Source organism: uncultured Stenotrophomonas sp. (assembly GCF_945952405.1).
Taxonomy (GTDB): domain Bacteria; phylum Pseudomonadota; class Gammaproteobacteria; order Xanthomonadales; family Xanthomonadaceae; genus Stenotrophomonas.
In genome coordinates this window covers 1-21,788 of the sequence record NZ_CAMFIA010000010.1, presented here as the reverse complement: position 1 = coordinate 21,788, position 21,788 = coordinate 1, and the positions used below count along the sequence as shown (strand labels likewise).

The following is a 21,788-nucleotide window of genomic DNA, read 5'->3' as shown; positions in this document are numbered from 1 at the left end:
GAAGATGGGGTCACGCAGGCGCTGGAGTCAGAGCCCTTTGCCATAGGCCAAGGGATATGCCCCCTCAGCCACCGCCCAGGGCGTGCACGATCTCCACCACGTCACCTTCGGCCAGCAGGTGCTCGCCATGACGGCTGCGGCTGACGATCTCGCCGTTGACCTCCACCGCCACCCGGCGCTGCAGCAGCTGCTCGGCTTCAAGCAGGTCGTGGAGGGTGGCCCGGGCGGGCAGGGTACGGGGTTCGCCGTTGAGCTGGATGTTCATCCGGGCATTGTCGCCGATCGCCCCACGGGATCGGAATGCCCGCCCGCGGCACCGGGCGCCAGCTCCGGCACAGCGGCGCCCCGGGGGATCAGGCGACAATCCATGCGGCGGCGCAGCGTGAGCAAAACGCGGCGCAGTGAAACCATTCACCGTGCGCCGGCGTACGTGTGCCGGGTCCCTCTCTATTTTCCCCACAGGAGTTTCCAGATGCAGCTCAGCAAACACCCGATCCGCTCCCTGATGGCGGCCGCGATCGCGCTGGCCGCGCTTCCAGCCATGGCAGGCGAAAACCCGTACACGAAGGCGGTGTTCTTCGGTGACAGCCTGACCGACGCCGGCTACTTCCGTCCGCTGCTGCCGGCCGCCACCCAGGGCGCCACCGGTCAGTTCACCACCAACCCGGGCTGGGTCTGGTCGCAGCAGGTCGCCAACTACTACGGCCTCAACAACGGCGCCAACGGCAATGGCCAGAACGGCGACAACTACGCCGCCGGCGGCGCCCGGGTCAGCGTGGACGTGCCGAGCGCGCTGGGCGTCATCCCGTCGCTGAAGACGCAGGCCAACCGCTACCTGGCCGCAAACGGTGGCAAGGCTGACGCCAATGCCCTGTACACGGTCTGGGGCGGTGCCAACGATCTGTTCGCGGCAGCCGGCGCTCCGGCGCAGGCGCAGGCCATCATCGGCGCGGCCGTCACCGACCAGATCGCCCTGGTCGGCGCGCTGAAGCAGGCCGGTGCCCAGTACGTGCTGGTGCCGAACCTGCCCAACGTCGGCCTGACCCCGGCCTTCCGTGGCCCGAATGCCGCCACCGCCACCGCGCTGTCGGCCGGGTACAACAAGGCCCTGTACGGTGGCCTGAAGCAGGCCGGCATCGAGTTCATCCCGCTGGATACCTTCACCGTGCTGAGCGAAGTGGCTGCCAACCCGGCCATGTACGGTTTCAGCAACGTCACCAGCACCGCCTGCAAGATCGATCCGAACAACTCCACGGTCAGCATCCTGACCTGCAATCCGACCAGCTACGTCAGCCCGGATGCCTACCAGACCTACCTGTTCGCCGACGGCGTGCACCCGACCGTTGCCGGCCATCAGCTGCTGGGCCAGTACGCCGTTTCGGTGCTGGAAGCGCCGCGCCTGCAGCAGGTGCTGAGTCACTCGGCGCAGACCATCGGCCGCGCCCGCGCGGACCAGGTCAGCAATCACCTCGGCGCCCGCCCGGCCGACGGCCTGTCGTGGTGGGGGGGTGTGCGCGGCGACCTGCAGCGCTATGACCACGCCGATCTGTATGACGGCGTGGCACCGGCCGGCCTGTTCGGTATCGACTGGGCGCGCAACGGCGTGGTGGTCGGTGGCTTCGCCGGCTTCGGCCGCTTGAATGCCGACTTTGGCAACAGCCGCGGCGACTTCACCCAGAAGGACACCACCGCCGGCCTGTTCGCGGCATGGTACGGCGACCGCGTCTGGGTCAACGGCCAGGTCAGCTACACCTGGCTGTCGTACGACGTGAACCGCAAGCTGCAGCTGGGCCCGGCGACCCGTGAACACGGTGGCTCGCCGGATGGCAGCAACCTGACCGCCGCACTGAACGCCGGTTACGAGTTCGGCACCGAAGGCGGCTTCCGCCACGGCCCGATCGCGTCGGTGATCTGGCAGAAGGTGAAGATCGACGGCTACACCGAAAGCGCTGCTGCCGGCACCCTGGCCACCGCGCTGGGTTACGACCGCCAGAACGTCGATTCGACCGTTGGCCGCATCGGCTGGCAGGCCCGCTTCGATGGCGGCACCGTCAAGCCGTACGTGCAGGTGACCTACGACCACGAGTTCGAGGACACCAAGCAGGCCAGCGCCTGGCTGCAGACCCTGCCGGAACTGGGCAGCTACCGCGTGCCGGGCCTGGACTTCGACAAGAACTACGCCACCGCCGTGCTGGGTGCGCGCATGGACCTGTTTGGCCTGCAGGGCAACCTGGGCGTGAGCACCACGGCCGCGCAGAAGCGCGCCCGCGACGCGACGATCTTCGCCACGGTGGGCGGCAGCTTCTAAGCAGATGCCAGGCGGGGCCGGATCCCTTTCCACGAGGAAAGGGCTCTGGCCCCGTGCCGATGCGGCGCGCACCATTGCGCAACACCGTCTCCAGCGCATAGACTTTCATCCGCAATGCGGGCGTAGCTCAATGGTAGAGCTGTAGCTTCCCAAGCTACTGACGTGGGTTCGATTCCCATCGCCCGCTCCATGTCTCCCGCGGCCTGCGCCCAGTGCTGGCACTCCGCACCCGACGAGCCGCTCCGCAGCATGGCCTGCCGGAAGACTCGCACAGCCCCGATCAGACCGGACCTTCCACGCACACGTGCCCCGCGCGCGCCGTTGCAGATGCATGGGGGCGTCCGGGATTTCCGGTTGCTGCTGTACACTCATCGCTGCCAAAAATGGAGCGGGATGTGGTCAGGAAAGTGGTCTTGGTGTTGATTGTTTCTGCAGTGCTGGCGCTGACGGGTTGCTCGGGCATCCCGATATGCTGAGGCGCCGCTAGCGCATAGGCTCCCGGCCCTGCGCGCCTCGCTCAGCCTGCGGCTGCGCGAGGTTTCGGCCCCGCGGGTCGACTCGATGATGCCCCGCGAGCCATCGCCGACACTGCATGGCAGTGGCGCTGGAGCCGCTCTCATCCCACGTGTGGACTCCCGGTCGCGATGACCGGTGAACGGGCGTACCTGGCCTTGATGGAAGCCGCTTCAGGCCGACAGGTTCAGTCGGTGCTTGGCTGGCGGATGCTAAAAGATCGTTAGCCGCTGCCTCCCATCATCCGTTGCCCGGAGCGTGAATGATCGCTGCACTTGTGCCCATCAGGCGATGCCTTGATTTTTCAGGGCGCTCCGACCGCATCGAGTTCTGGTCATTTTCCCTGCTGGGCCTTCTGCTGGCGGGGCTGAGCTACAGCCTGATGAATATCGGATACTGGCTGATCGGCACCGATCTGTTCGATTGGGAGCTGTCCCGGCAGTTGGAGATGCTGGGATCAGTGCTGGCGATCATCGCGGTCCTGGTCTTCCTGCCACCGATGCTGGCCCTGGCCGTGCGCAGGCTGCACGATATCGACGAGTCCGGCTGGTACGTGGTCATCGCCTTCATTCCGTTGGGCGTGTTCGTGCTGTTCCCGATCATGCTGCTGCCAGGCAGCGAGGAACCGAATCGATTCGGCTGAGTTCCTGCGGCGTTCGCCGCTCCTGCCACCGGGCGGGAGCGTGGGTTAGACTCCAGCGGACAAACAGGGAGGTTCCCGCATGCGTCGTCTGTCTGTGGTGGCAACGGTACTTCTCGCCGGCTGTGCGTCGAGCCCGCAAGGGCTGGAACGACCGGAGTATGCCTCCACATTCACCCTTGATCAGGGCTACCAGCTGACGCTGAAGCACATTGTTGCCGCGATGGGGGAATGCCGGCCGGTGTCGCTGCTGCCGGTGGGCCAGGCGATCAACGATGTGCAGAACTACAACGATCTGAAAGAAGCCAGGATCGTCCAGGGGGCATCGGGAGTCGGCACCCAGATCTACAAGGTGATCGTGCTCAAGGAAGTTGAGGGCGTGACGACGGTTACGCTGTACACCAAGATGCATGCTGCGGAAGAACTGGGCAAGCTGAAGAAATGGGCCCTGGGCGGCACCGCGTGCAGCTGAGGGCCTCCCGCAACGGCTCAGGTGGGTGCGGTTGCCAGTGACCGCGCGTACTCCTCGGTGAACAGCCCGGCCAGCGCCTGCCGCTGTGCTGTGTCGATCGCGCGCGAGGCGTTGGCCGCATAGTCGAAATGCACCATCACGCAGCGTCCGCTGGCGACCTGCCGTTGCTGCTGGAACGCCTGCTGCACGATCGACAGCGAAGAGCGGCCGATGGCCTCGATGCGGGTCTCGATGCGCACCTCATGGCCGGGCTGGATCTGCTGCAGGAAGTCGATCTCGTAGCGGCGCAGGATCAGCGTCAGGTCACGCATGCTGGCCGCCTGGCTGAAGTGGCGGAAGATCTCCTGGCGGCCCTCCTCGAACCACACGGGCAGGGCGGTGTTGGTGACGTGGCCAAGCACGTCCACTTCGGAAAATCGTGGGAACACAGTGATCGTCATCGGCCGCTCCATGCGCGCTGAACAGGTCTGCGCAGTGTGCCGCCCGCGGCCGGCCAAGCCACGCCGCACGGCATCATCCACCCGCCACACGGCCGCGCTATGCTGCGCGCCTGCCGCCCGATCCTGCCGCGATGAAGCTCGCCATCCTGTCCCGCAACAGCTCCCTGTATTCCACCCGCCGGCTGGTCGAGGCGGCGCGCGCGCGCGGCCATACCGTGCGCATCCTCGACCCGCTGCGCTGCTACATGCGTATTGCCGCCGATGGCTTTTCGATGCACTACAAGGGCCGGCCGATGACCGGCGTGGACATGGTCATCCCGCGCATCGGGGCCTCGATCACCCGGTACGGCACCGCCGTGCTGCGCCAGTTCGAGCTGATGGGCGCGCGCACGCCGAACCCCTCCGATGCGATCCTGCGTTCGCGCGACAAGCTGCGCGCGCACCAGCTGCTGGCGGCCAAGGGCATCGACATGCCGGTCACCGTCTTCGGCGACAACCCCGATGACACCGTTGACCTGCTGTCCATGCTCGGCCCGCCGCCGCACGTGGTGAAGCTCAACGAGGGTACCCAGGGGCGTGGCGTGATCCTCACCGAGAAGGCCAGCGCGTCGCGTGGCATCGTCGAGGCGTTGCGCGGGCTGTACGCCAATTTCCTGATGCAGGAATTCATCGGCGAGGCCAAGGGGGCCGACCTGCGTTGCTTCGTGGTCGGTGACCAGGTGGTGGCCTCGATGCAGCGGCAGGCGCCGGAAGGCGACTTCCGCTCCAACCTGCATGCCGGCGGCACGGCCGTGGCGGCCAAGGCCAGCCGTGCCGAACAGCAGGTGGCGGTGCGTTCGGCCAAGGCGCTGGGCCTTTCGGTGTGCGGGGTGGACCTGATCCGCTCCGCACGCGGCCCGCTGGTGCTGGAAGTGAACTCCACGCCGGGCCTGGAGGGGATCGAAGCGGCCTGTGGGGTGGACGTGGCCACGCGCATCATCGAACACGTCGAGAAGTTGAAAAAACCCTGATTATTCAGTCGCTTGAAATTCTCATGGGTGATTGAGGCCGGACTTAACAAGCCTTTAATCGGTCCCAGCGTAGGCTTCAGCGAACCGCAGCTCTGCCTCTCAGCAGGACCGGTATCGGGATACAACTTCAGACCCAGGCGGGGGCACCGCCTGGGTCTTTTTTATGCCTGCGGGCGTCCCTTGTGGAGGCGGCGTGACGGTCGTAGAGTGCCAGCATCGTTCCTGGATGGATCGGAGGCTGGCGATGTACCGCATCACGATGATCGCGTTGTTGCTGGGATTGGCCGGGACGGCTGCGGCCAGGCCGGGAAAGGCCGTTGTGCAGATGGACCGGCAGACGCCGGTCGCCGAGCAGGTGCGCCAGGTCGAACAGGCCCTGGACGACGGCGATTACAGCGAAATCTCCGCCGACGACCGCACCGCGGTGCGCGAGGCGCTGGCCCGCATCACCGCGCGGATGGGCAGCCATCAGGACCTGCAGGAGCTGCCGCCGCAGGTGCAGGGTGAGGTCTTCAACGACCAGGAGCGCATCAATACCGTGCTGACCCGTGCCCACGACGACAGCCGGCAGATCTGCCAGTACACCCGTGGTACCGGCAGCAACATGCCCAGGAGCCGCTGCCTGAGCGTGGCCGAGCGGCGCCGCATCGCGGAAAAGGGCAAGGCGCTGTTGAACGACCAGCGTACGTTCAACAATTTCAATCCCGCAACCTCGCACTAGGCCCCGGCGCCCGGACCATTGGCACTTGCTGGCGTGAAGGCGGTGCGAATAGAGTCGGGATTCGCCACAGACAAGGATTTGTTTGCCATGAAACAGGCTTTGATATCGGTCGTCCTATTGTCAGGACTGGCCCTGGTCGGTACCGCATCGGCGTCCAAGACCAAGGAGGTGTTCCTGCCCGGGCAGCCGTTGCGGCAGCAGATCTCGCGTATCGAGGGTGAGCTCAGGGATGGCGAGACCTATTCGGAACTGAAACAGGATGAGCGTGCGCGGGTGACCGACGCGCTGGCACGCATGCGTACTGCGGTGGAGCAGTACCCGTCGCGTGACGCCATGCCTGAACCGGTACAAACCCAGGTCTTCAACGACCAGCAGGTCGTGAACACCGTTTTGACACGGGCGCGTGAAGATAGTCGTCTAATATGCCAACGTGAAAAGCCCATCGGTTCCAACCGGACCACAACGCAGTGCATGACCGTTGCCGAACGCGCTCGGCAGAAAGAACGGGCACAGCAGGACATGGGACAGGTCATGCGCGCCAGCAATACAGTCAATTAGAGGTGACAGTGAGAATCCTGGTAATCGAAGACAACAGCGACATTGCGGCCAACCTGGGCGACTACCTGGAGGACCGCGGGCACACGGTGGACTTCGCGGCTGACGGGGTTACCGGCCTGCACCTGGCCGTAGTGCATGAGTTCGACGCGATCGTGCTGGATCTCAACCTGCCAGGCATGGACGGCATCGAAGTCTGCCGCAAGCTGCGCAATGAAGCGCGCAAGCAGACCCCGGTGCTGATGCTGACCGCGCGCGATTCGCTGGACAACAAGCTGGCCGGTTTCGATTCCGGCGCCGACGATTACCTGATCAAGCCGTTCGCGCTGCAGGAAGTGGAAGTGCGTCTGAACGCCCTGTCGCGCCGCGGCAAGGGCGTACAGACCCGCGTGCTGGAGACCGGTGACCTGGAGTACAACCTGGATACGCTGGAAGTGCGTCGCCAGGGCAAGCTGCTGCAGCTCAACCCGACCGCACTGAAGATCCTGCAGGCGCTGATGGAAGCGGCCCCGGCCGTGGTGACCCGGCAGGAACTGGAAACCCGTGTGTGGGGCGAGGAACTGCCCGACTCCGACTCGTTGCGCGTGCATATCCATGGCCTGCGCGCGGTGGTCGACAAGCCGTTTGAAGTGCCGCTGATCCAGACCCGCCATGGCATCGGATACCGCATCGCCACCCCGGAAGCCTGATTCCGTGGCAACCAAGGGGGAGCGCCGGCGCACGCCGTATCGGCGGCGCTTGCGCAGCCGCATCATCGTGTCGTTCGTGTTGTTGGGCTTCTGCCTGACAACACTGTTCGCGTTCGCCACCAACTGGGCCCGCCTGCGCGTGGAAAACCAGCTGGTGGAAGAGCTGATGAACCGCAACATCGATGAGTACGCGCGGCGCTACTACGAGCACCCGGGCCACAACCCCGACGCGCCGGTGCTGCAGATCCGCGCGTATGCGTATTCCAAGGACAAGTTCGACCGGGTGCGCGAAGAGCGCGCGCAATGGGCGGGTTTCTCCGATGGCATCCACAGCGTCAGTGGCGACGAGCATGGCGAGCCGTATTCCTACAAGCTGGCCGTGCGCAAGACGCCCGATGCCTGGTTCTTCCTTGCCTATGACATGACCGACAGCGTGCGCGGTGGCAAGCAGCTCAACCGCGCGCTGGTGTTGTCGGTGCTGGTGTTCAGCGTGCTGTCGCTGGTGCTGGGCTGGTGGTCGGCGTCGAAGGTGATGAAGCCGGTCTCGGACCTGGCCGCGCGGCTGCGCGCCTACCGCGGCGGCACCAGCGAGCCCGAGCCGCTGGCACCGCGCTTCCCCGATGACGAGGTGGGGCAGCTGGCGCAGGCGCTGGACGACTATTCCTCGCGGCTGACCGAAGTGGTACAGCGCGACCGCGAGTTCAATGCCGACGTCAGCCACGAGCTGCGCACGCCGCTGGCGGTGATCCGGGGCGCGACCGAGCTGCTGCTGACCCGGCCCGGCCTGGACGAGAAGGTGCTGCAGCGCCTGCAGCGCATCCAGCGTGCCGAACAGCAGTGCAGCGACCTGATCGGTGCGCTGCTGCTGCTGTCGCGCAACGAGCGCGGGCAGGGTACCAGCAACGTGGCCCGCGTGGCCGAGCAGTTGCTGGACGCACACCGCGCGCAGCTGGGTGGCAAGCCGCTGGAACTGGCGCTGGAAGGCGAGCGCGACCTGGTGATCGACGCGCCGGAGGCGGCACTGTCGGTGGCGCTGGGCAACCTGATCGGCAATGCGGTCAAGTACTCGCAGGATGGCGAGGTGCGCGTGCACGTGGGCGCCAACGCAGTCTCGGTGACCGACAGCGGCCCGGGCCTGAGCGAAGAAGATGCGGCCAAGCTGTTCCAGCGTGGCTATCGCGGTACCCATGCCGGGCATTCGCAGGGCGGTGGCATCGGCCTGTCGATCGTCAGCCGCCTGTGCGATCTGTATGGCTGGCAGGTGAGCGTGCGTCCTGGTGGCCAGCGTGGCGTGATCGCCACCCTGACGTTCTCGCCGAAGCCGTTGTAGCGCCGGGCACGCGCTCGCGGCCGGGCCATTCGCGACATGCGTGGGGGGCTCAGCCCCCTGCCATCACCCGATACCGCGCATGCAGCGCTTCCACCTGTGCCTGCAGGTCGTCGGCCGGGCCATCGTTGACCACCACATCATCGGCCAGCGCCCGCCGTTGCGCACGGCTGGCCTGGGCGGCAATCATCCGGTCGGCCAGCGCGGCGTCGATGCCGTCGCGCTGCATCAGCCGGGCATGCTGCACGGCCTCGGGCGCGTCCACCAGCAGCACCCGGTCCAGCCACGGGTAGGCCTGGCGCCCGCCCACTTCGGTCAGCAGGGGGATGGCGGCGATCGCGTAGGGACTGCCGGCCTGCTCGCACTGTTGCTGCATCAGCAGGCGGATCGCCGGGTGGGTGATGGCTTCCAGCGCGCTGCGCTCGGCCGGGTCGGCGAAGACGTGGGCGCGCAGGCGGGCGCGGTCCAGGTTGCCATCGGCCTGCAGCATGCCGGCGCCGAAACGCGCGGCAATCTGCTCCAGCGCCGGGCTGCCGGCCGCAACCACGGCACGGGCGGCCAGGTCGGCGTCGGCCACCACGATGCCCAGCGCCTCGAAGCGCCGGGTCACCTCGCTCTTGCCGGCGGCAATACCGCCGGTCAGGCCAACCACATACCGGCTCATGGGGTGTCCCCTCAGCGCAGGCCGCTCATGACCAGATACTGCTCCACCAGGGGCGCGCCCCACATGAAGTACAACCAGCCGGCGATCGCCAGGTAGGGGCCGAACGGGATCGGGGTGGCGCGGTCACGGCCGCGGCTGTACAGCCAGATCGAGCCGATGATGGCGCCCAGCACCGAGGACAGCAGGATGATCGGCAGGATGCCCTTCAGTCCGCACCAGGCACCCAGTGCGGCCAGCAGCTTGAAGTCGCCGTGGCCCATGCCTTCCTTGCCGGTCAGCTGCTTGAACAGCCACCACACCGTCCACAGCGACAGGTAGCCTACCGCCGCGCCCACCAGCGCCGGCTTGGCCGGCATGTAGAGGTTGTCGATGCTGCCTATCAGGCCCAGCCACATCAGGGGCAGGGTCAACTGGTCGGGCAGCAGCTGGGTACGCAGGTCGATGCCGGACAGCGCGATCAGGAAGCAGGTCAGCACGATGGCGCCGAAGCCCTGCCAGCCGAAGCCGAACTGCCAGACGCAGGCCAGTACCAGTACCGAGGTCAGGGCTTCCACCAGCGGGTACTGCAGCGAGATCGGGGCCTTGCAGTGACGGCACTTGCCGCCCTGGATGATCCAGCTGAACAGGGGGATGTTCTCGTACCAGCTCAGCTTGTGCTTGCAGTGCGGGCAATGCGAAGGCTCGACCACGATGCCCGGTGGGGGCGGCTCGTAGAAGTCCGGTTCTTCCAGGACCTCGCGCGCATCGCGCTTCCATTGCCATTCCAGGCGCTTGGGCAAGCGCAGGATGACGACGTTCAGGAAACTGCCCAGCAGCAGTCCCAGGGCGGCCGCGGCGGGGTAGCCGAGGCCGGGATGCTGGTCGAGAAAAGCCATGTATGTGTTATCCGACGACGGAAGCGAGCTTGAAGATCGGCAGGTACATGCCGACGACCATGCCGCCGACCACCACCCCGATGAACACCATGATCATCGGTTCGAGCAGGCTGCTCAAGGCGTCCACGGCATTGTTGACTTCCTGCTCATAATACTCGGCAACCTTGAACAGCATGCTGTCCAGTGCACCGGCCTCCTCGCCGATGCCGGTCATCTGTACCACCATGTGCGGGAACAGGTTGGTCTGCTTCATGGCCATGTTGACCGGGTAGCCGACCGAAACGTCGTCGCGCATGCGCAGCACGGCCTCTTCATAGACCTTGTTGCCGGTGGCGCCGGCGACGATGCCCAGCGCTTCCACCAGCGGCACACCGGCCTTGAAGGTCACCGCGGTGGTGCGGGCGAAGCGGGCGATCGAGCTGTTGTGCATGATCTGGCCGATCACCGGCACCTTCAGGATCAGCCGGTCCATCCGGTGCTGCATCGCCGGCGAGCGCTTGTAGGCCATCACGAAGCCGGCGATGCTGCCGACCACGATGATGGCGATCAGCCACCACCACGAGACCATGAAGCGCGAGCAGGCCACGATGATCTGGGTGAAGGCCGGCAGGTCGGCGCCGAAGCTCTTGAACACGTCCTCGAACTGCGGCACCACGAAGATCAGCAGGATGGCGCTGACCAGCAGCGCCACCGCGACCACCATCGCCGGGTAGAACAGCGCCTTCTTGATCTTGCCCTTCAGCGATTCGATGTTCTCTTTGTAGGTGGCCACCGTGTCCAGCACGGTTTCCAGCACACCGGCGCCTTCACCAGCGCGCACCAGGTTGCGGTAGAGCTCGTCGAACTGCACCGGGTGCTTGCTGACCGCCTCGTACAGCGACGAGCCGCCCTCGATGTCGGTGCGCACGCCATCGACCATCTTCTTCATGCGCGGGTTCTTGTGCCCGTTGCCGATGATGTCCAGCGCCGAGACGATCGGCACGCCGGACTTCATCATGGTGGCCATCTGCCGGCTGAAGAAGGCGATGTCCTTGGTGCCGATCGCCTTGCCGGCGGCACCGAACATGCGCTTGGGCTTGGGTTTCACCTGGCCCGGGTTGATGCCCTGGCGGCGCAGTTCGGCACGCAGCAGGTTGGCGTTCTTGGCCAGCTGCTCGCCCTTCATCTTCACGCCCCGCTTGTCGGTCCCCTCCCAGACAAACGGCTGCAGCTCCATCGTGGCGCGGGCCACGGGCTCTTTCTTGATCGCACTGCGACTGACAGACATGTTGGCTCCCCAAGACCCGCCATCCCCAGGCGGGCAACTAGCCGTTGATGGTAGCGGGTTCATGGCCGTATGGGCAGTTGGCGGGCGGCCCGGTGCGCGATTTCGTGCCGGGTGCCGACCAAAGGTGACGCACTGCGTCACATTGCCGCGTCCATCGCAGATTCGCATGCCGGGGGTTCCCATCCGAGAAATTGCTGCCATCATGGGCGCGGGGAAATCCAGGGGGAGGCGTGCCGGGGTTGGCACGCAACCTGCGTTGATCCACCCGCAGGGTGCAGGACCCGCTCAACCGGCAGCCGCCGGCCAGATCCTGTGCACTGACTCAACCACCACTTATCTTGGGGATGTAATCATGAAGAACCAGAAGGGCTTCACCCTGATCGAACTGATGATCGTCGTTGCGATCATCGCGATCCTGGCCGCCATCGCGCTGCCGCAGTACAAGAACTACACCGCCCGCGCCAAGATCACCCAGGCCGTCGCCACTGTCGCCGGCGAGAAGATCAAGGTTGCCGAGAACTATGCTTCGGAAGCCACCGACCTGTGCGCAAGCGTTTCCGGCTGCACCGGCGGCACCGGCCTGGCCGACCTGAAGCTGACCGGCAAGTCGAAGGACAACACCGCCACCATCGAACTGACCACCGGCGTCCCGGCCAACGACAAGGATCCGCTGCAGTGGACCTGCACCGTGACGGCTTCTTCGGTCACCACCTACAAGAACAAGCCGTGCGATGACCTGAACAAGTCGTCCTAATCGCGGCTTGAAGGCTGGCACCGAGTGTCGGCCCTGCAGTACCGGATGCCCGCGAGAAATCGCGGGCATCTGCATTTGTAATGGGCGCTCCAGGCGCCTATAACCTGCTTACCCCTTCCAGAACCACCGCCATGAACGCAGTCACCACCGCCAACCTGGTTGGCATCACCGGGCTGGCCCGCCGCCTGGTCCAGGATGGAGCGCTGGACGAAGCCAGCGCCCGCGACGCGATGGCCAAGGCCGCTGCGGCCCGCCAGCCGCTGCCGACCTGGTTCGCGCAGAACAAGCTGGTCAGCGCATCGCAGCTGGCCGCGGCCAATGCGGTCGAGTTCGGCATGCCGCTGTTTGACGTCTCCACCTTCGACGCCGGCCAGAACGCGATGAACCTGGTCAGCGAGGAACTGCTGCGCAAGCACAACGTGCTGCCGCTGTTCAAGCGGGGCGGCAAGCTGTTCGTGGGGACCAGCAACCCGACCCATTCGCTGGATGAGATCAAGTTCCACACCAACCTGGTGGTGGAGCCGATCCTGGTCGATGAGGACCAGATCCGGCGCACCCTGGAGCAGTGGCATACCAGTCATGACAGCCTGGGCGACTCGCTGGGCGGGGACGATGATGGACTCGCCAACCTGGATGTCTCCGGCGGCGATGAAGACAGCATGGCCGGTGACTCCGGCATCGATGCCAAGGGCGATGACACCCCGGTGGTGAAGTTCGTCAACAAGGTGCTGGTCGATGCGATCCGCAAGGGCGCCTCGGACATCCACTTCGAACCGTATGAAGACGATTACCGCGTGCGCCTGCGCATCGACGGCCTGCTGAAGATGGTGGCGCGCGCGCCGGTGAAGTTGAACCAGCGCATCGCCGCCCGCCTGAAGGTGATGGCACAGCTGGACATCGCCGAGAAGCGCGTGCCGCAGGACGGTCGCATCAAGCTCAACCTGTCCAAGGCCAAGCAGATCGACTTCCGCGTCAGCACGCTGCCGACCCTGTTCGGCGAGAAGGTGGTGCTGCGTATCCTTGATGGCAGCGCCGCCAAGCTGGGCATCGACAAGCTGGGTTACGAGCCGGACCAGCAGAAGCTGTTCCTGGAGGCGATCCACAAGCCGTACGGCATGGTGCTGGTGACCGGCCCGACCGGTTCCGGCAAGACGGTGTCGCTGTACACCGCGCTGGGCATCCTCAACGACGAGACCCGCAACATCTCCACCGCCGAAGACCCGGTGGAAATCCGCCTGCCGGGCGTCAACCAGGTGCAGCAGAACAACAAGCGCGGCATGACCTTCGCCGCCGCGCTGCGCTCGTTCCTGCGCCAGGACCCGGACATCATCATGGTCGGCGAAATCCGCGACCTGGAAACCGCCGAGATCGCCATCAAGGCGGCGCAGACCGGCCACATGGTGCTGTCGACCCTGCATACCAATGACGCGCCGCAGACCATCGCGCGCCTGATGAACATGGGTATTGCGCCGTACAACATCACCAGCTCGGTGACGCTGGTGATTGCCCAGCGCCTGGCGCGCCGGCTGTGCAGCAACTGCAAGAAGCCCTCGGACCTTCCGGCCCACGCCCTGCTGGCCGAAGGCTTCAGCCAGGAGCAGCTGGATGCCGGCGTGCAGTTGTACGAGGCGGTGGGCTGCGACGAGTGCACCGAGGGCTACAAGGGCCGTACCGGCATCTACCAGGTGATGCCGATGACCGACGAGATCGCCTCCATCGTGCTGGCCGGTGGCAATGCGCTGCAGATCGAAGAAGCGGCGCGGGCGCTGGGCGTGAACGACCTGCGCAGGTCGGCGCTGAAGAAGGTGGCCGCCGGCATCACCAGCCTGGCCGAGATCAACCGCGTCACCAAGGATTGACCCGGCACCGCGTCATGTAGAGCCGAGCCATGCTCGGCTCCGGTAGATCCACGCCACGCGTGGATGGGCCCCAGTAGATCCACGCCACGCGTGGATGGCGCGATGCCCCCGTCACGCCGCCGGGCCTGCGCCCGGCGCTACTCCATGCCCAGCTTCTTCAGCTTGTAGCGCAGCGCACGGAAGGTGATGCCCAGCTGCGCGGCGGTGCGCGTCTTGTTCCAGCGGTTTTCCTCCAGCGCCCGCTGGATGGCGCTGCGCTCGAGCTGCTCGATGTAGGAGGGCAGGGCGGCGCTGCCGGGCTGCAGGTCCGCCACCGCTTCGGGCGGGGCGGCGCTGCCGGGGGTGCGCGGCGCGTGCTGCGGCAGGCGCAGGTCATCGGCGCCGATGCAGTCTTCCTCGGCCAGCGCCAGCGCACGCTCCAGGATGTTCTCCAGTTCGCGCACATTGCCGGGGAACGCGTACTGGGCCAGCGCCTCCAGTGCCGACGGTGCCAGCAGCGGGGTGGCGCGGCCGTGGCTGCGGGCCAGGCGGGCCAGCACCGCGGCGGCCAGTTCCGGCAGGTCCTGGCGGCGCTCGCGCAGCGGCGGCACCTTCAGCTCGATCACGTTGATGCGGTAATAGAGGTCGTGGCGGAAGCGCCCGTCCTCGACCAGCTCGGCCAGGTCCTTGTTGGTGGCCGAGAGGATGCGCACGTCCACCGGTTCCTCGTTGGCCGCACCGACCGCGCGCACCGACTTCTCCTGGATGGCGCGCAGCAGCTTGACCTGCATCTGCAGCGGCAGCTCGGCCACCTCGTCCAGGAACAGGGTGCCGCCGTGGGCGGCCTGGAACAGGCCGGGCTTGTCGGCGTGCGCACCGCTGAAGCTGCCCTTGCGATGGCCGAAGAATTCGCTCTCCATCAGCTCGCCGGGGATGGCGCCGCAGTTGACCGGTACGAACGGGCCGGCCGCGCGCGCGCCCTGGGTGTGGATGGTGCGGGCGACCAGTTCCTTGCCGACCCCGGACTCGCCCAGGATGTAGACCGGTGCCTGGCTGCGCGCGACCTTGCCGATGGTGGTGCGCAGCACGTCCATCGCCGGCGAGTCGCCGAGCAGCCGCCCGCCCTGTTCGGCACTGGGGCCGGGGGCTGGGCGTTCGGCGTTGTTGAGTTCCAGCGCGTGCTTGACCAGGCCGCGCAGCACCGAGATGTCCACCGGCTTGCTGACGAAGTCGAAGGCACCGGCCTTCAGTGCTTCCACCGCCAGGTCCATGCTGCCGAAGGCGGTGATCATCGCCACCGGCGTGCGCGGATAGTGCTGGGCGATCTCGCTGACCAGCTCGATGCCGTTGCCGTCCGGCAAGCGCATGTCGGTGATGCACAGGTCGTACGGATTGCTGGCCAGCAGCTCACGTGCCTCGGCCAGGTTGGCGGCGGTGCTGATGCGCAGCCCCATGCGGCCGAGGGTCAGCACCAGCAGTTCGCGGATGTCGCGTTCGTCGTCGACGACGAGGGCGCTGCGGGTTTCATTCATGGGCGTGAAAGATAAACGAGGGGGCCGGAAGCGACAAATGTTTGACGCACAGAAGTGGGATCAACCGGGCAGCAGCGTATGCGGGCCGGGCAGGACCAGGCGGAAGCAGGAGCCTCCCGCCGGCACCGGAATGTAGTCCAGTCGGGCCTGGTTGGCCCGGCACAGTTCGCGCGCGATATACAGGCCGAGGCCGGTGCCGTGCTCGGAGGTGGTGAAGAACGGCCGGAACAGCTGCGCCGCCACGCTCTCCGGAATGCCGGGGCCACGATCCATCACGTCGATCACCGCGCTGCGCTCGTGCTGGGCCACGCGCAGGCGCACCCGCGCCGGCTGCTGGCCGATCCGCCCGTACTTCAGGGCGTTGTGCACCAGCACGGTCAGTACCTGGTACAGGTGGCGGGTATCGACCTGGGCCATCACCGAGCTGTCGTTGATGATCGGCTCGATGCTGTCCGTTTCCAGCGTCTGCCCCTGCTTGTACTCCAGCACGAAGCGGCGCACGAACGCGGCCAGGTCCACGTTCTCGGGCGTGGCACGTTCGCGCCGGGCCAGGCCCAGCACGCTCTCGACGATGCCGTTGGTGCGCTGGCACTGCTGGCGGATGATCTGCAGCAGGCGGCGGTCGCTCTCGTTGAAGCCGGTGCCTTCCTCGAGCAGCTGCACGGCATAGTTGATCGCCGCCAGTGGATTGCGGATCTCGTGGGCCAGGCTGGCCGAGAAGCGGCCCATCGCCGACAGGGTGAGCGATTCGGCGCGGCGGGAGACCACGCTGGAATCGTCCAGGAACACCAGCGCCAGGTCACTGCCGGCCAGCAGGCGGGCGAAACGCGGCTGCACTTCGGGCTGGTCGGGATTGAGCTGCAGCGGCAGCTCGTCCTGGGCCCAGCCGTTGCGCCAGCGCTGCAGGCGGCGCGCCAGTTCCGGTGCGGCGCTGGCCAGGTCCAGGCGTCCACTTTCGCCGTTGCCGTCATTGTCTCCGAGCAGCAGCGAGGCGGCTTCATTGGCCAGGGTGATGCGGTTGTCGGCATCCACCACCAGTACGCCGGTGCGCATGCGGCGGATGATCAGCTCGTTGATCTGGAACAGGTTGGCCACTTCGTCGCCACGCTGGTTGGCCAGCTGCTGGTTGCGGCGCGCGCGGCTGCCCACCTGGTAGCTGATGAATGCCAGCGCCAGGTAGCTGGTGGCGAACATCGCCAGCTCGGCCAGGGTGCGGGTCGGGTCGCCGCCTTCCAGCAGCTTCCAGCTGTATTCCACGCCGGTGGCCAGGCTGGCGGCGAGGGCCAGGCCGAGGCCGAGGCTGAGGGGCAGCAGGGTGGCGGCGGCGGCGAGGTTGAACAGCAGCGACATCGAGATGCCGGCACTGGCACCGGGCAGCGCGTGCGACAGCAAGGTGGCGGCGACGATGTCGACCAGCACGCCGCTGACCACGATCGGGCGCAGCCAGCGTTCGTTGCGGCCGATCACCAGGGCCAGCAGCGACAACAGCAGGTAGATGGCGGCCACCGTGTCGGCCAGGCGCGGGTGGTGGGCCTCGCCCACCATCGCCGACAACGGGCTGTAGAGCAGGGCGGCGATGACCGCGGCGATCAGTACCCGGTACAGCGCGAAGAAATACAGCTCACGCCGCGGGATCGATTCGATGCGGTCGATCAATGAAGCACTGGGTGACACGCCGGAACTCCCCTTCTGGCTGCCTGGGTCTGGAATCTGCGGCGGGCCTGTCCGGCGTCCCCTGAAGCCGGGCCGGCCCGTCGCGCTTGCGTGGGTTCGAGCCTGCTCGACTCTACACGCCTTGGTCGACCAGTATAGGGCCCCCGGGAGGGCACCGCCGGAGGCCGGTGGTCGCGCAGTTGGCCTGGTGCGGACACCGGTGGCCAGCACTGTCCCGGGCGCAACTGCCTGAATGACGGTGGAAATCTGGCCGGGTCTGGCGTTTTGTACAGACTTCTTTGCGCCCCGGCGCCGGCTCGGCCACAATAGTGGGCCCGCCGCGGTCCATGCCGGCGCCCCGCCGGGGCCCTGAGGAATTGCGTGCGGTCGTTCCTATTCCCACGGTGACGCATGAATTTCCACGAATACCAGTCAAAACAACTGCTTGCCGAGTACGGCATCCCGGTCCCGGCCGGCAAGGTCGCTGCGACCCCGGACGAAGCTGTTGCCGCTGCCAACTCCCTGGGCCAGGGCCCCTGGATGGTCAAGGCGCAGATCCACGCTGGCGGCCGCGGCAAGGCTGGCGGCGTCAAGTTCTGCAAGACCACCGACGACGTGAAGGCCGCTGCGGCCAAGATGCTCGGCACCAAGATGGCCACCTACCAGACCGCAGGCGTTGAACTGCCGGTCAACCTGGTGCTGGTGACCACCGCCGGCGAGATCGTCAAGGAACTGTACCTGTCGGTGCTGGTTGACCGTGGCACCAAGACCATCACCTACATCGCTTCTTCGGAAGGCGGCGTGGAAATCGAGCAGGTCGCCGCTGAAACCCCGGAGCTGATCCACTCGCTGAACGTCGACTTCGTCGAAGGCGTGCAGGGTTACCACGGCCGTGATTTCGGCTTCAAGCTGGGCCTGACCGCCAAGCAGGCTGGCCAGTTCGCCAGCATCATGGTGAACCTGTACCGCCTGTTCAACGAAAAGGACCTGGCCCTGGTTGAAATCAACCCGCTGGCCATCCTCGACGACGGCAACCTGTACGCGCTGGACGGCAAGTTCGACAGCGACGACAACGCCGCGTTCCGCCAGAAGGCGCTGGTCGCCATGCGCGACAAGACCCAGGAAGATCCGACCGAAGTGATCGCTTCGGAGCTGGACATCAACTACGTCACCATGGACGGCAACATCGGCTGCATGGTCAACGGCGCCGGCCTGGCCATGGCCACCATGGACGTCATCAAGCTCAACGGCGGCGAGCCGGCGAACTTCCTGGACGTGGGCGGCGGTGCCAACAAGCAGCGCGTCATCGAAGCGTTCAAGCTGATCCTGTCCTCGGACAAGGTTGAAGGCATCTTCGTCAACATCTTCGGCGGCATCGTCCGCTGCGACATGATTGCCGAAGGCATCATCGCCGCCGTGAAGGAAGTGGGCGTCAAGGTTCCGGTCGTGGTGCGCCTGGAAGGCACCAACGTGGAAGAAGGCAAGCAGCTGCTGCGTGACAGCGGCATGGCCATCATCCCGGCTGACAACATCAACGATGGCGCCAAGAAGATCGTTGAAGCTGTCAAGAACGCCGCCTGATCCCGACACCAAGGAATTCCCATGTCTGTTTTGATTAACAAGAACACCAAGGTGATCGTGCAGGGCTTCACCGGCCAGCAGGGCACCTTCCACGCCACTCAGATGATCGAGTACGGCACCCAGGTTGTTGGCGGCGTGACCCCGGGCAAGGGTGGCACCACCCACATCGACCTGCCGGTCTTCAACACCGTTGCCGACGCCGTGCAGAGCACCGGCGCCAACGCTTCGGTCATCTACGTGCCGCCGCCGTACGCCGCCGACGCGATCCTGGAAGCCGCTGCTGCCGGCATCAAGGTCATCGTCTGCATCACTGAAGGCATCCCGGTGCTGGACATGCTGCGCGTCAAGAACGTGCTGACCCGTTCGCATCCGGACACCGTGCTGATCGGGCCGAACTGCCCGGGCGTCATCACCCCGGGTGAGTGCAAGATCGGCATCATGCCGGGCCACATCCACCAGCCGGGCAAGATCGGCATCGTGTCGCGTTCGGGCACCCTGACCTATGAAGCGGTCAAGCAGACCACCGAAGTCGGCCTGGGCCAGTCCACCTGCATCGGCATCGGTGGTGACCCGATCAATGGCCTGAACTTCGTCGACTGCCTGAAGCTGTTCAACGAAGACCCGCAGACCGAAGGCATCATCATGGTGGGCGAAATCGGCGGTGACGCCGAGGAAGCCGGTGCCGAGTACATCAAGAACCACGTGAAGAAGCCGGTCGTCGGTTTCATCGCCGGTGCGTCGGCTCCGGCCGGCAAGCGCATGGGCCACGCGGGTGCGATCGCTTCGGGCGGCAAGGGCACTGCGGAAGGCAAGTTCGCCGCAATGGAAGCCGCTGGCGTCGTCACCGTGCGTTCGCCGGGCGACCTGGGTGCAGCCATCGCCAAGCTGGTCAAGTAAGGGTGTTGCCGGCCCCGGCCGGCACGATCCTGTAGAGCCGGGCCCGCGCTCGGCTGTATCAAACAGAAAGGCCGCCTCCGGGCGGCCTTTCTGCGTCTGCAATTGGGTCGGATCCCATCCGCATGGCGAGCGATCTGCCCCCAGCTGACCGTGCCGCCTGCCGTCCTGCCGTCCTGCCGTCCTGCCATCCACGCAGGGCGTGGATCTACAATGGATGCATTGCAACCAAAGGCTGGATTCCCATGGCTTCGATCCGCATCGCGATGGCGCAGTTCGATTTCCCGGTCGGCGATGTCGCCGGCAACACCGAGCGCATCATCGAGATGATCGGCCAGGCGCGCGACGAGTACGGTGCCGAGCTGGTGATGTTCCCCGAGCTGGCGGTGAGTGGCTACCCGCCGGAAGACCTTCTGCTGCGCCCGGGCTTCCTGTACGAGTGCGAGCAGGCGATGGGCCGTATCGCCGCTGCCTGTCGCGGCATCACCGCCGTGGTCGGCTGGCCGCAGGCCGCCGGTGCGGTGGTCTACAACGCTGCCAGCGTGCTGCGTGATGGCCTGCTCGAACAGACCTACCGCAAGCGCGAACTGCCCAACTACGCGGTGTTCGACGAGCGCCGCTACTTCGACGTCGACCCGGATGGCGGCAGCTGCGTGTTCGAGGTCAATGGCGTGCCGGTCGGCCTGCTGATCTGCGAAGACCTGTGGTTTGCCGAGCCGCTGGCCGACACCGTGCGTGCCGGCGCGCAGCTGGTGGTGGTCCCCAATGCCTCGCCCTACGAGCGTGGCAAGCATGCCCAGCGCGACGCGGTGCTGGCCGCGCGTACCCGCGAGAGCGGCGCAGCGATCGCCTATCTCAACGTGGTGGGCGGCCAGGACGCACTGGTGTTCGATGGCGCTTCGGTGGTGGCCGATGGTGATGGCACCGTGCATCCGGCCGCGGCCGCCTTCGTCGACCAGTGGCTGGTGGTGGAGTATGACGGCGCCAGCCGCCGCTTCATGCCGCACGTATGGATGGACGATGGCGACGAGAGCATGGACGCGCTGGCCTGGCGCGCGGTGACCCGTGGCATCCAGGACTACTGCCGCAAGAATGGCTTCCGCAAGGTATGGCTGGGCCTGTCCGGCGGCATCGATTCGGCGCTGGTGCTGGCAATGGCGGTGGATGCCATGGGCGCCGATAACGTCACCGCCGTACGCCTGCCGTCGCGCTATACCGCCGGCCTTTCCAACGACCTGGCGGCCGAGCAGTGCCAGGCGCTGGGCGTGAAGCTGGAAGCGGTGTCGATCGAACCGGCCTTCAAGGGCCTGATGGAATCGCTGGCGCCGATGTTCGAGGGCACCGACCCGGACGTGACCGAGGAAAACCTGCAGTCGCGCAGCCGTGGCGTGATCCTGATGGCGCTGGCCAACAAGTTCGGCGGCCTGTTGCTGACCACCGGCAACAAGAGCGAGTACGCGGTCGGCTACGCCACCATCTACGGTGACATGTGCGGTGGCTACGCACCGCTGAAGGACCTGTACAAGACCGAGGTGTTCGGCCTGTCGAAGTGGCGCAATACGGTGGGGGGCGCGCCGGTGATCCCGCCGGCGGTGATCAGCCGCCCGCCATCGGCCGAACTGCGCGAGAACCAGCTGGACCAGGATTCGCTGCCGGCCTATGACGTGCTGGACGGCATCCTGTACCGCTACATCGACCAGGAGCAGTCGCGTACGGAGATCGTCGCCGCCGGCTATGACGCGGCCGTGGTCGATCGCGTGCTGCGCCTGGTGCGCATCAGCGAGTGGAAGCGGCACCAGGCCGCGCCGGGCCCGAAGGTCTCGCGCCGCGCCTTCGGCCGCGAGCGCCGTTACCCGATCAGCAACGGCTACAAGGGCTGAGGCATCGGCTGCGGGCATGGCAGGTAGCGCCGGCCGCTGGCCGGCCGTGTTTCATGCCCCGGATAGACGAAACCACCACAAACCGGTAGAGCCGGCCGCTGGCCGGCTGTGTGATAGCCCCCGGATGGGCGACCGCCACAAACCGGTAGAGCCGGCCGCTGGCCGGCTGTGTGAT

At 66.3% G+C, this 21,788-nt stretch carries 20 protein-coding genes and 1 tRNA gene; 14 read left to right on the top strand and 7 right to left on the bottom strand.

Annotation, left to right across the window (positions count from 1 at the left end; all coding sequences use genetic code 11):
* Nucleotides 1-64 precede the first annotated feature (64 nt).
* Nucleotides 65-265: a sulfur carrier protein ThiS gene (thiS, locus tag Q0P60_RS11765; RefSeq protein WP_294993238.1), complete on the bottom strand. Its 201-nt coding sequence runs from the start codon at nucleotides 263-265 to the stop codon at nucleotides 65-67.
* A 207-nt stretch (nucleotides 266-472) separates the two neighbouring features.
* Between thiS and Q0P60_RS11760 the strand changes: the two genes are divergently transcribed.
* The 4 genes from Q0P60_RS11760 (at nucleotide 473) to Q0P60_RS11745 (ending at nucleotide 3,933) form a co-directional block, all read left to right on the top strand.
* The gene (locus tag Q0P60_RS11760) at nucleotides 473-2,308 is read left to right on the top strand and encodes an autotransporter domain-containing protein (protein ID WP_294993235.1); all 1,836 of its coding nucleotides are present in this window, start codon (nucleotides 473-475) and stop codon (nucleotides 2,306-2,308) included.
* Between the two features lie 116 nt (nucleotides 2,309-2,424).
* Nucleotides 2,425-2,498: transfer RNA gene (locus Q0P60_RS11755), tRNA-Gly, on the top strand.
* Between the two features lie 585 nt (nucleotides 2,499-3,083).
* Nucleotides 3,084-3,464: a DUF805 domain-containing protein gene (locus Q0P60_RS11750; RefSeq protein WP_294993232.1), complete on the top strand. Its 381-nt coding sequence runs from the start codon at nucleotides 3,084-3,086 to the stop codon at nucleotides 3,462-3,464.
* Between the two features lie 79 nt (nucleotides 3,465-3,543).
* A complete protein-coding gene (locus Q0P60_RS11745) occupies nucleotides 3,544-3,933 on the top strand; it encodes a hypothetical protein (RefSeq protein WP_294993229.1) in 390 nt (129 codons plus the stop codon).
* A gap of 17 nt (nucleotides 3,934-3,950) precedes the next feature.
* Here Q0P60_RS11745 and Q0P60_RS11740 read toward each other — a convergent pair whose 3' ends face one another.
* Nucleotides 3,951-4,373 (bottom strand): thioesterase family protein, encoded by a 423-nt coding sequence (locus Q0P60_RS11740; RefSeq protein ID WP_294993226.1) that lies wholly within the window; start codon nucleotides 4,371-4,373, stop codon nucleotides 3,951-3,953.
* Between the two features lie 131 nt (nucleotides 4,374-4,504).
* Here Q0P60_RS11740 and rimK point away from each other — a divergent pair, with 131 nt between their 5' ends.
* The 5 genes from rimK (at nucleotide 4,505) to Q0P60_RS11715 (ending at nucleotide 8,678) form a co-directional block, all read left to right on the top strand.
* Nucleotides 4,505-5,383 (top strand): 30S ribosomal protein S6--L-glutamate ligase, encoded by an 879-nt coding sequence (rimK, locus tag Q0P60_RS11735; protein WP_005410807.1) that lies wholly within the window; start codon nucleotides 4,505-4,507, stop codon nucleotides 5,381-5,383.
* Between the two features lie 244 nt (nucleotides 5,384-5,627).
* The gene (locus Q0P60_RS11730) at nucleotides 5,628-6,104 is read left to right on the top strand and encodes a hypothetical protein (RefSeq protein WP_294993221.1); all 477 of its coding nucleotides are present in this window, start codon (nucleotides 5,628-5,630) and stop codon (nucleotides 6,102-6,104) included.
* Nucleotides 6,105-6,191: 87 nt separating this feature from the next.
* A complete protein-coding gene (locus Q0P60_RS11725; protein ID WP_294993218.1) occupies nucleotides 6,192-6,662 on the top strand; it encodes a hypothetical protein in 471 nt (156 codons plus the stop codon).
* An 8-nt stretch (nucleotides 6,663-6,670) separates the two neighbouring features.
* Complete coding sequence (locus tag Q0P60_RS11720; protein ID WP_005410804.1) at nucleotides 6,671-7,348, top strand: response regulator transcription factor; 678 nt, start codon at nucleotides 6,671-6,673, stop codon at nucleotides 7,346-7,348.
* Nucleotides 7,311-8,678: a HAMP domain-containing sensor histidine kinase gene (locus Q0P60_RS11715; RefSeq protein WP_294993213.1), complete on the top strand. Its 1,368-nt coding sequence runs from the start codon at nucleotides 7,311-7,313 to the stop codon at nucleotides 8,676-8,678. Before Q0P60_RS11720 ends, Q0P60_RS11715 begins: the two co-directional genes overlap by 38 nt.
* A gap of 49 nt (nucleotides 8,679-8,727) precedes the next feature.
* Here Q0P60_RS11715 and coaE read toward each other — a convergent pair whose 3' ends face one another.
* From coaE to Q0P60_RS11700, 3 genes are read right to left on the bottom strand one after another with little or no spacing between them, the layout of a single operon-like run.
* Nucleotides 8,728-9,339 carry a dephospho-CoA kinase gene (gene coaE, locus Q0P60_RS11710; RefSeq protein WP_294993209.1) on the bottom strand — a complete coding sequence of 204 codons (612 nt, stop codon included), beginning with the start codon at nucleotides 9,337-9,339 and terminating at the stop codon, nucleotides 8,728-8,730.
* Between the two features lie 11 nt (nucleotides 9,340-9,350).
* Nucleotides 9,351-10,214, bottom strand: a complete 864-nt coding sequence (locus Q0P60_RS11705) for an A24 family peptidase (RefSeq protein WP_032128827.1) — start codon at nucleotides 10,212-10,214, stop codon at nucleotides 9,351-9,353.
* A 7-nt stretch (nucleotides 10,215-10,221) separates the two neighbouring features.
* Complete coding sequence (locus Q0P60_RS11700) at nucleotides 10,222-11,481, bottom strand: type II secretion system F family protein (protein ID WP_294993204.1); 1,260 nt, start codon at nucleotides 11,479-11,481, stop codon at nucleotides 10,222-10,224.
* Nucleotides 11,482-11,833: 352 nt separating this feature from the next.
* On the opposite strand from Q0P60_RS11700, the gene Q0P60_RS11695 reads away from it, so the two are divergent.
* Together Q0P60_RS11695 and pilB are read left to right on the top strand one after the other, a co-directional pair.
* Nucleotides 11,834-12,235, top strand: a complete 402-nt coding sequence (locus tag Q0P60_RS11695) for a prepilin-type N-terminal cleavage/methylation domain-containing protein (RefSeq protein ID WP_294993201.1) — start codon at nucleotides 11,834-11,836, stop codon at nucleotides 12,233-12,235.
* A 131-nt stretch (nucleotides 12,236-12,366) separates the two neighbouring features.
* On the top strand, nucleotides 12,367-14,094 hold the full coding sequence (pilB, locus tag Q0P60_RS11690; protein ID WP_294993198.1) for a type IV-A pilus assembly ATPase PilB: 1,728 nt from the start codon (nucleotides 12,367-12,369) through the stop codon (nucleotides 14,092-14,094).
* Nucleotides 14,095-14,231: 137 nt separating this feature from the next.
* On the opposite strand, the gene Q0P60_RS11685 is transcribed toward pilB, so the two are convergent.
* Nucleotides 14,232-15,605, bottom strand: coding sequence for a sigma-54 dependent transcriptional regulator (locus Q0P60_RS11685; protein ID WP_294993195.1), 1,374 nt, complete (start codon nucleotides 15,603-15,605; stop codon nucleotides 14,232-14,234).
* 60 nt (nucleotides 15,606-15,665) lie between these two features.
* On the bottom strand, nucleotides 15,666-17,279 hold the full coding sequence (locus Q0P60_RS11680; protein WP_294993192.1) for an ATP-binding protein: 1,614 nt from the start codon (nucleotides 17,277-17,279) through the stop codon (nucleotides 15,666-15,668).
* A gap of 390 nt (nucleotides 17,280-17,669) precedes the next feature.
* Here Q0P60_RS11680 and sucC point away from each other — a divergent pair, with 390 nt between their 5' ends.
* The 3 genes from sucC to Q0P60_RS11665 all read left to right on the top strand — a co-directional run bounded on the left by sucC (nucleotide 17,670) and on the right by Q0P60_RS11665 (nucleotide 21,613).
* Nucleotides 17,670-18,839: an ADP-forming succinate--CoA ligase subunit beta gene (gene sucC / locus Q0P60_RS11675; protein ID WP_004154430.1), complete on the top strand. Its 1,170-nt coding sequence runs from the start codon at nucleotides 17,670-17,672 to the stop codon at nucleotides 18,837-18,839.
* Nucleotides 18,840-18,860: 21 nt separating this feature from the next.
* Nucleotides 18,861-19,736 (top strand): succinate--CoA ligase subunit alpha, encoded by an 876-nt coding sequence (gene sucD, locus Q0P60_RS11670; protein ID WP_005410793.1) that lies wholly within the window; start codon nucleotides 18,861-18,863, stop codon nucleotides 19,734-19,736.
* 242 nt (nucleotides 19,737-19,978) lie between these two features.
* The gene (locus Q0P60_RS11665) at nucleotides 19,979-21,613 is read left to right on the top strand and encodes an NAD+ synthase (RefSeq protein WP_294993185.1); all 1,635 of its coding nucleotides are present in this window, start codon (nucleotides 19,979-19,981) and stop codon (nucleotides 21,611-21,613) included.
* Nucleotides 21,614-21,788 lie beyond the last annotated feature (175 nt).

What these genes read in the sequence shown, in the direction of transcription:
- thiS (WP_294993238.1), bottom strand. Translation starts at nt 265, where the DNA reads ATGAACATCCAGCTCAACGGCGAACCCCGTACCCTGCCCGCCCGGGCC.
- Q0P60_RS11760 (WP_294993235.1), top strand. Translation starts at nt 473, where the DNA reads ATGCAGCTCAGCAAACACCCGATCCGCTCCCTGATGGCGGCCGCGATC.
- Q0P60_RS11750 (WP_294993232.1), top strand. Translation starts at nt 3,084, where the DNA reads ATGATCGCTGCACTTGTGCCCATCAGGCGATGCCTTGATTTTTCAGGG.
- Q0P60_RS11745 (WP_294993229.1), top strand. Translation starts at nt 3,544, where the DNA reads ATGCGTCGTCTGTCTGTGGTGGCAACGGTACTTCTCGCCGGCTGTGCG.
- Q0P60_RS11740 (WP_294993226.1), bottom strand. Translation starts at nt 4,373, where the DNA reads ATGACGATCACTGTGTTCCCACGATTTTCCGAAGTGGACGTGCTTGGC.
- rimK (WP_005410807.1), top strand. Translation starts at nt 4,505, where the DNA reads ATGAAGCTCGCCATCCTGTCCCGCAACAGCTCCCTGTATTCCACCCGC.
- Q0P60_RS11730 (WP_294993221.1), top strand. Translation starts at nt 5,628, where the DNA reads ATGTACCGCATCACGATGATCGCGTTGTTGCTGGGATTGGCCGGGACG.
- Q0P60_RS11725 (WP_294993218.1), top strand. Translation starts at nt 6,192, where the DNA reads ATGAAACAGGCTTTGATATCGGTCGTCCTATTGTCAGGACTGGCCCTG.
- Q0P60_RS11715 (WP_294993213.1), top strand. Translation starts at nt 7,311, where the DNA reads ATGGCATCGGATACCGCATCGCCACCCCGGAAGCCTGATTCCGTGGCA.
- coaE (WP_294993209.1), bottom strand. Translation starts at nt 9,339, where the DNA reads ATGAGCCGGTATGTGGTTGGCCTGACCGGCGGTATTGCCGCCGGCAAG.
- Q0P60_RS11705 (WP_032128827.1), bottom strand. Translation starts at nt 10,214, where the DNA reads ATGGCTTTTCTCGACCAGCATCCCGGCCTCGGCTACCCCGCCGCGGCC.
- Q0P60_RS11700 (WP_294993204.1), bottom strand. Translation starts at nt 11,481, where the DNA reads ATGTCTGTCAGTCGCAGTGCGATCAAGAAAGAGCCCGTGGCCCGCGCC.
- Q0P60_RS11695 (WP_294993201.1), top strand. Translation starts at nt 11,834, where the DNA reads ATGAAGAACCAGAAGGGCTTCACCCTGATCGAACTGATGATCGTCGTT.
- pilB (WP_294993198.1), top strand. Translation starts at nt 12,367, where the DNA reads ATGAACGCAGTCACCACCGCCAACCTGGTTGGCATCACCGGGCTGGCC.
- Q0P60_RS11685 (WP_294993195.1), bottom strand. Translation starts at nt 15,605, where the DNA reads ATGAATGAAACCCGCAGCGCCCTCGTCGTCGACGACGAACGCGACATC.
- sucC (WP_004154430.1), top strand. Translation starts at nt 17,670, where the DNA reads ATGAATTTCCACGAATACCAGTCAAAACAACTGCTTGCCGAGTACGGC.
- sucD (WP_005410793.1), top strand. Translation starts at nt 18,861, where the DNA reads ATGTCTGTTTTGATTAACAAGAACACCAAGGTGATCGTGCAGGGCTTC.
- Q0P60_RS11665 (WP_294993185.1), top strand. Translation starts at nt 19,979, where the DNA reads ATGGCTTCGATCCGCATCGCGATGGCGCAGTTCGATTTCCCGGTCGGC.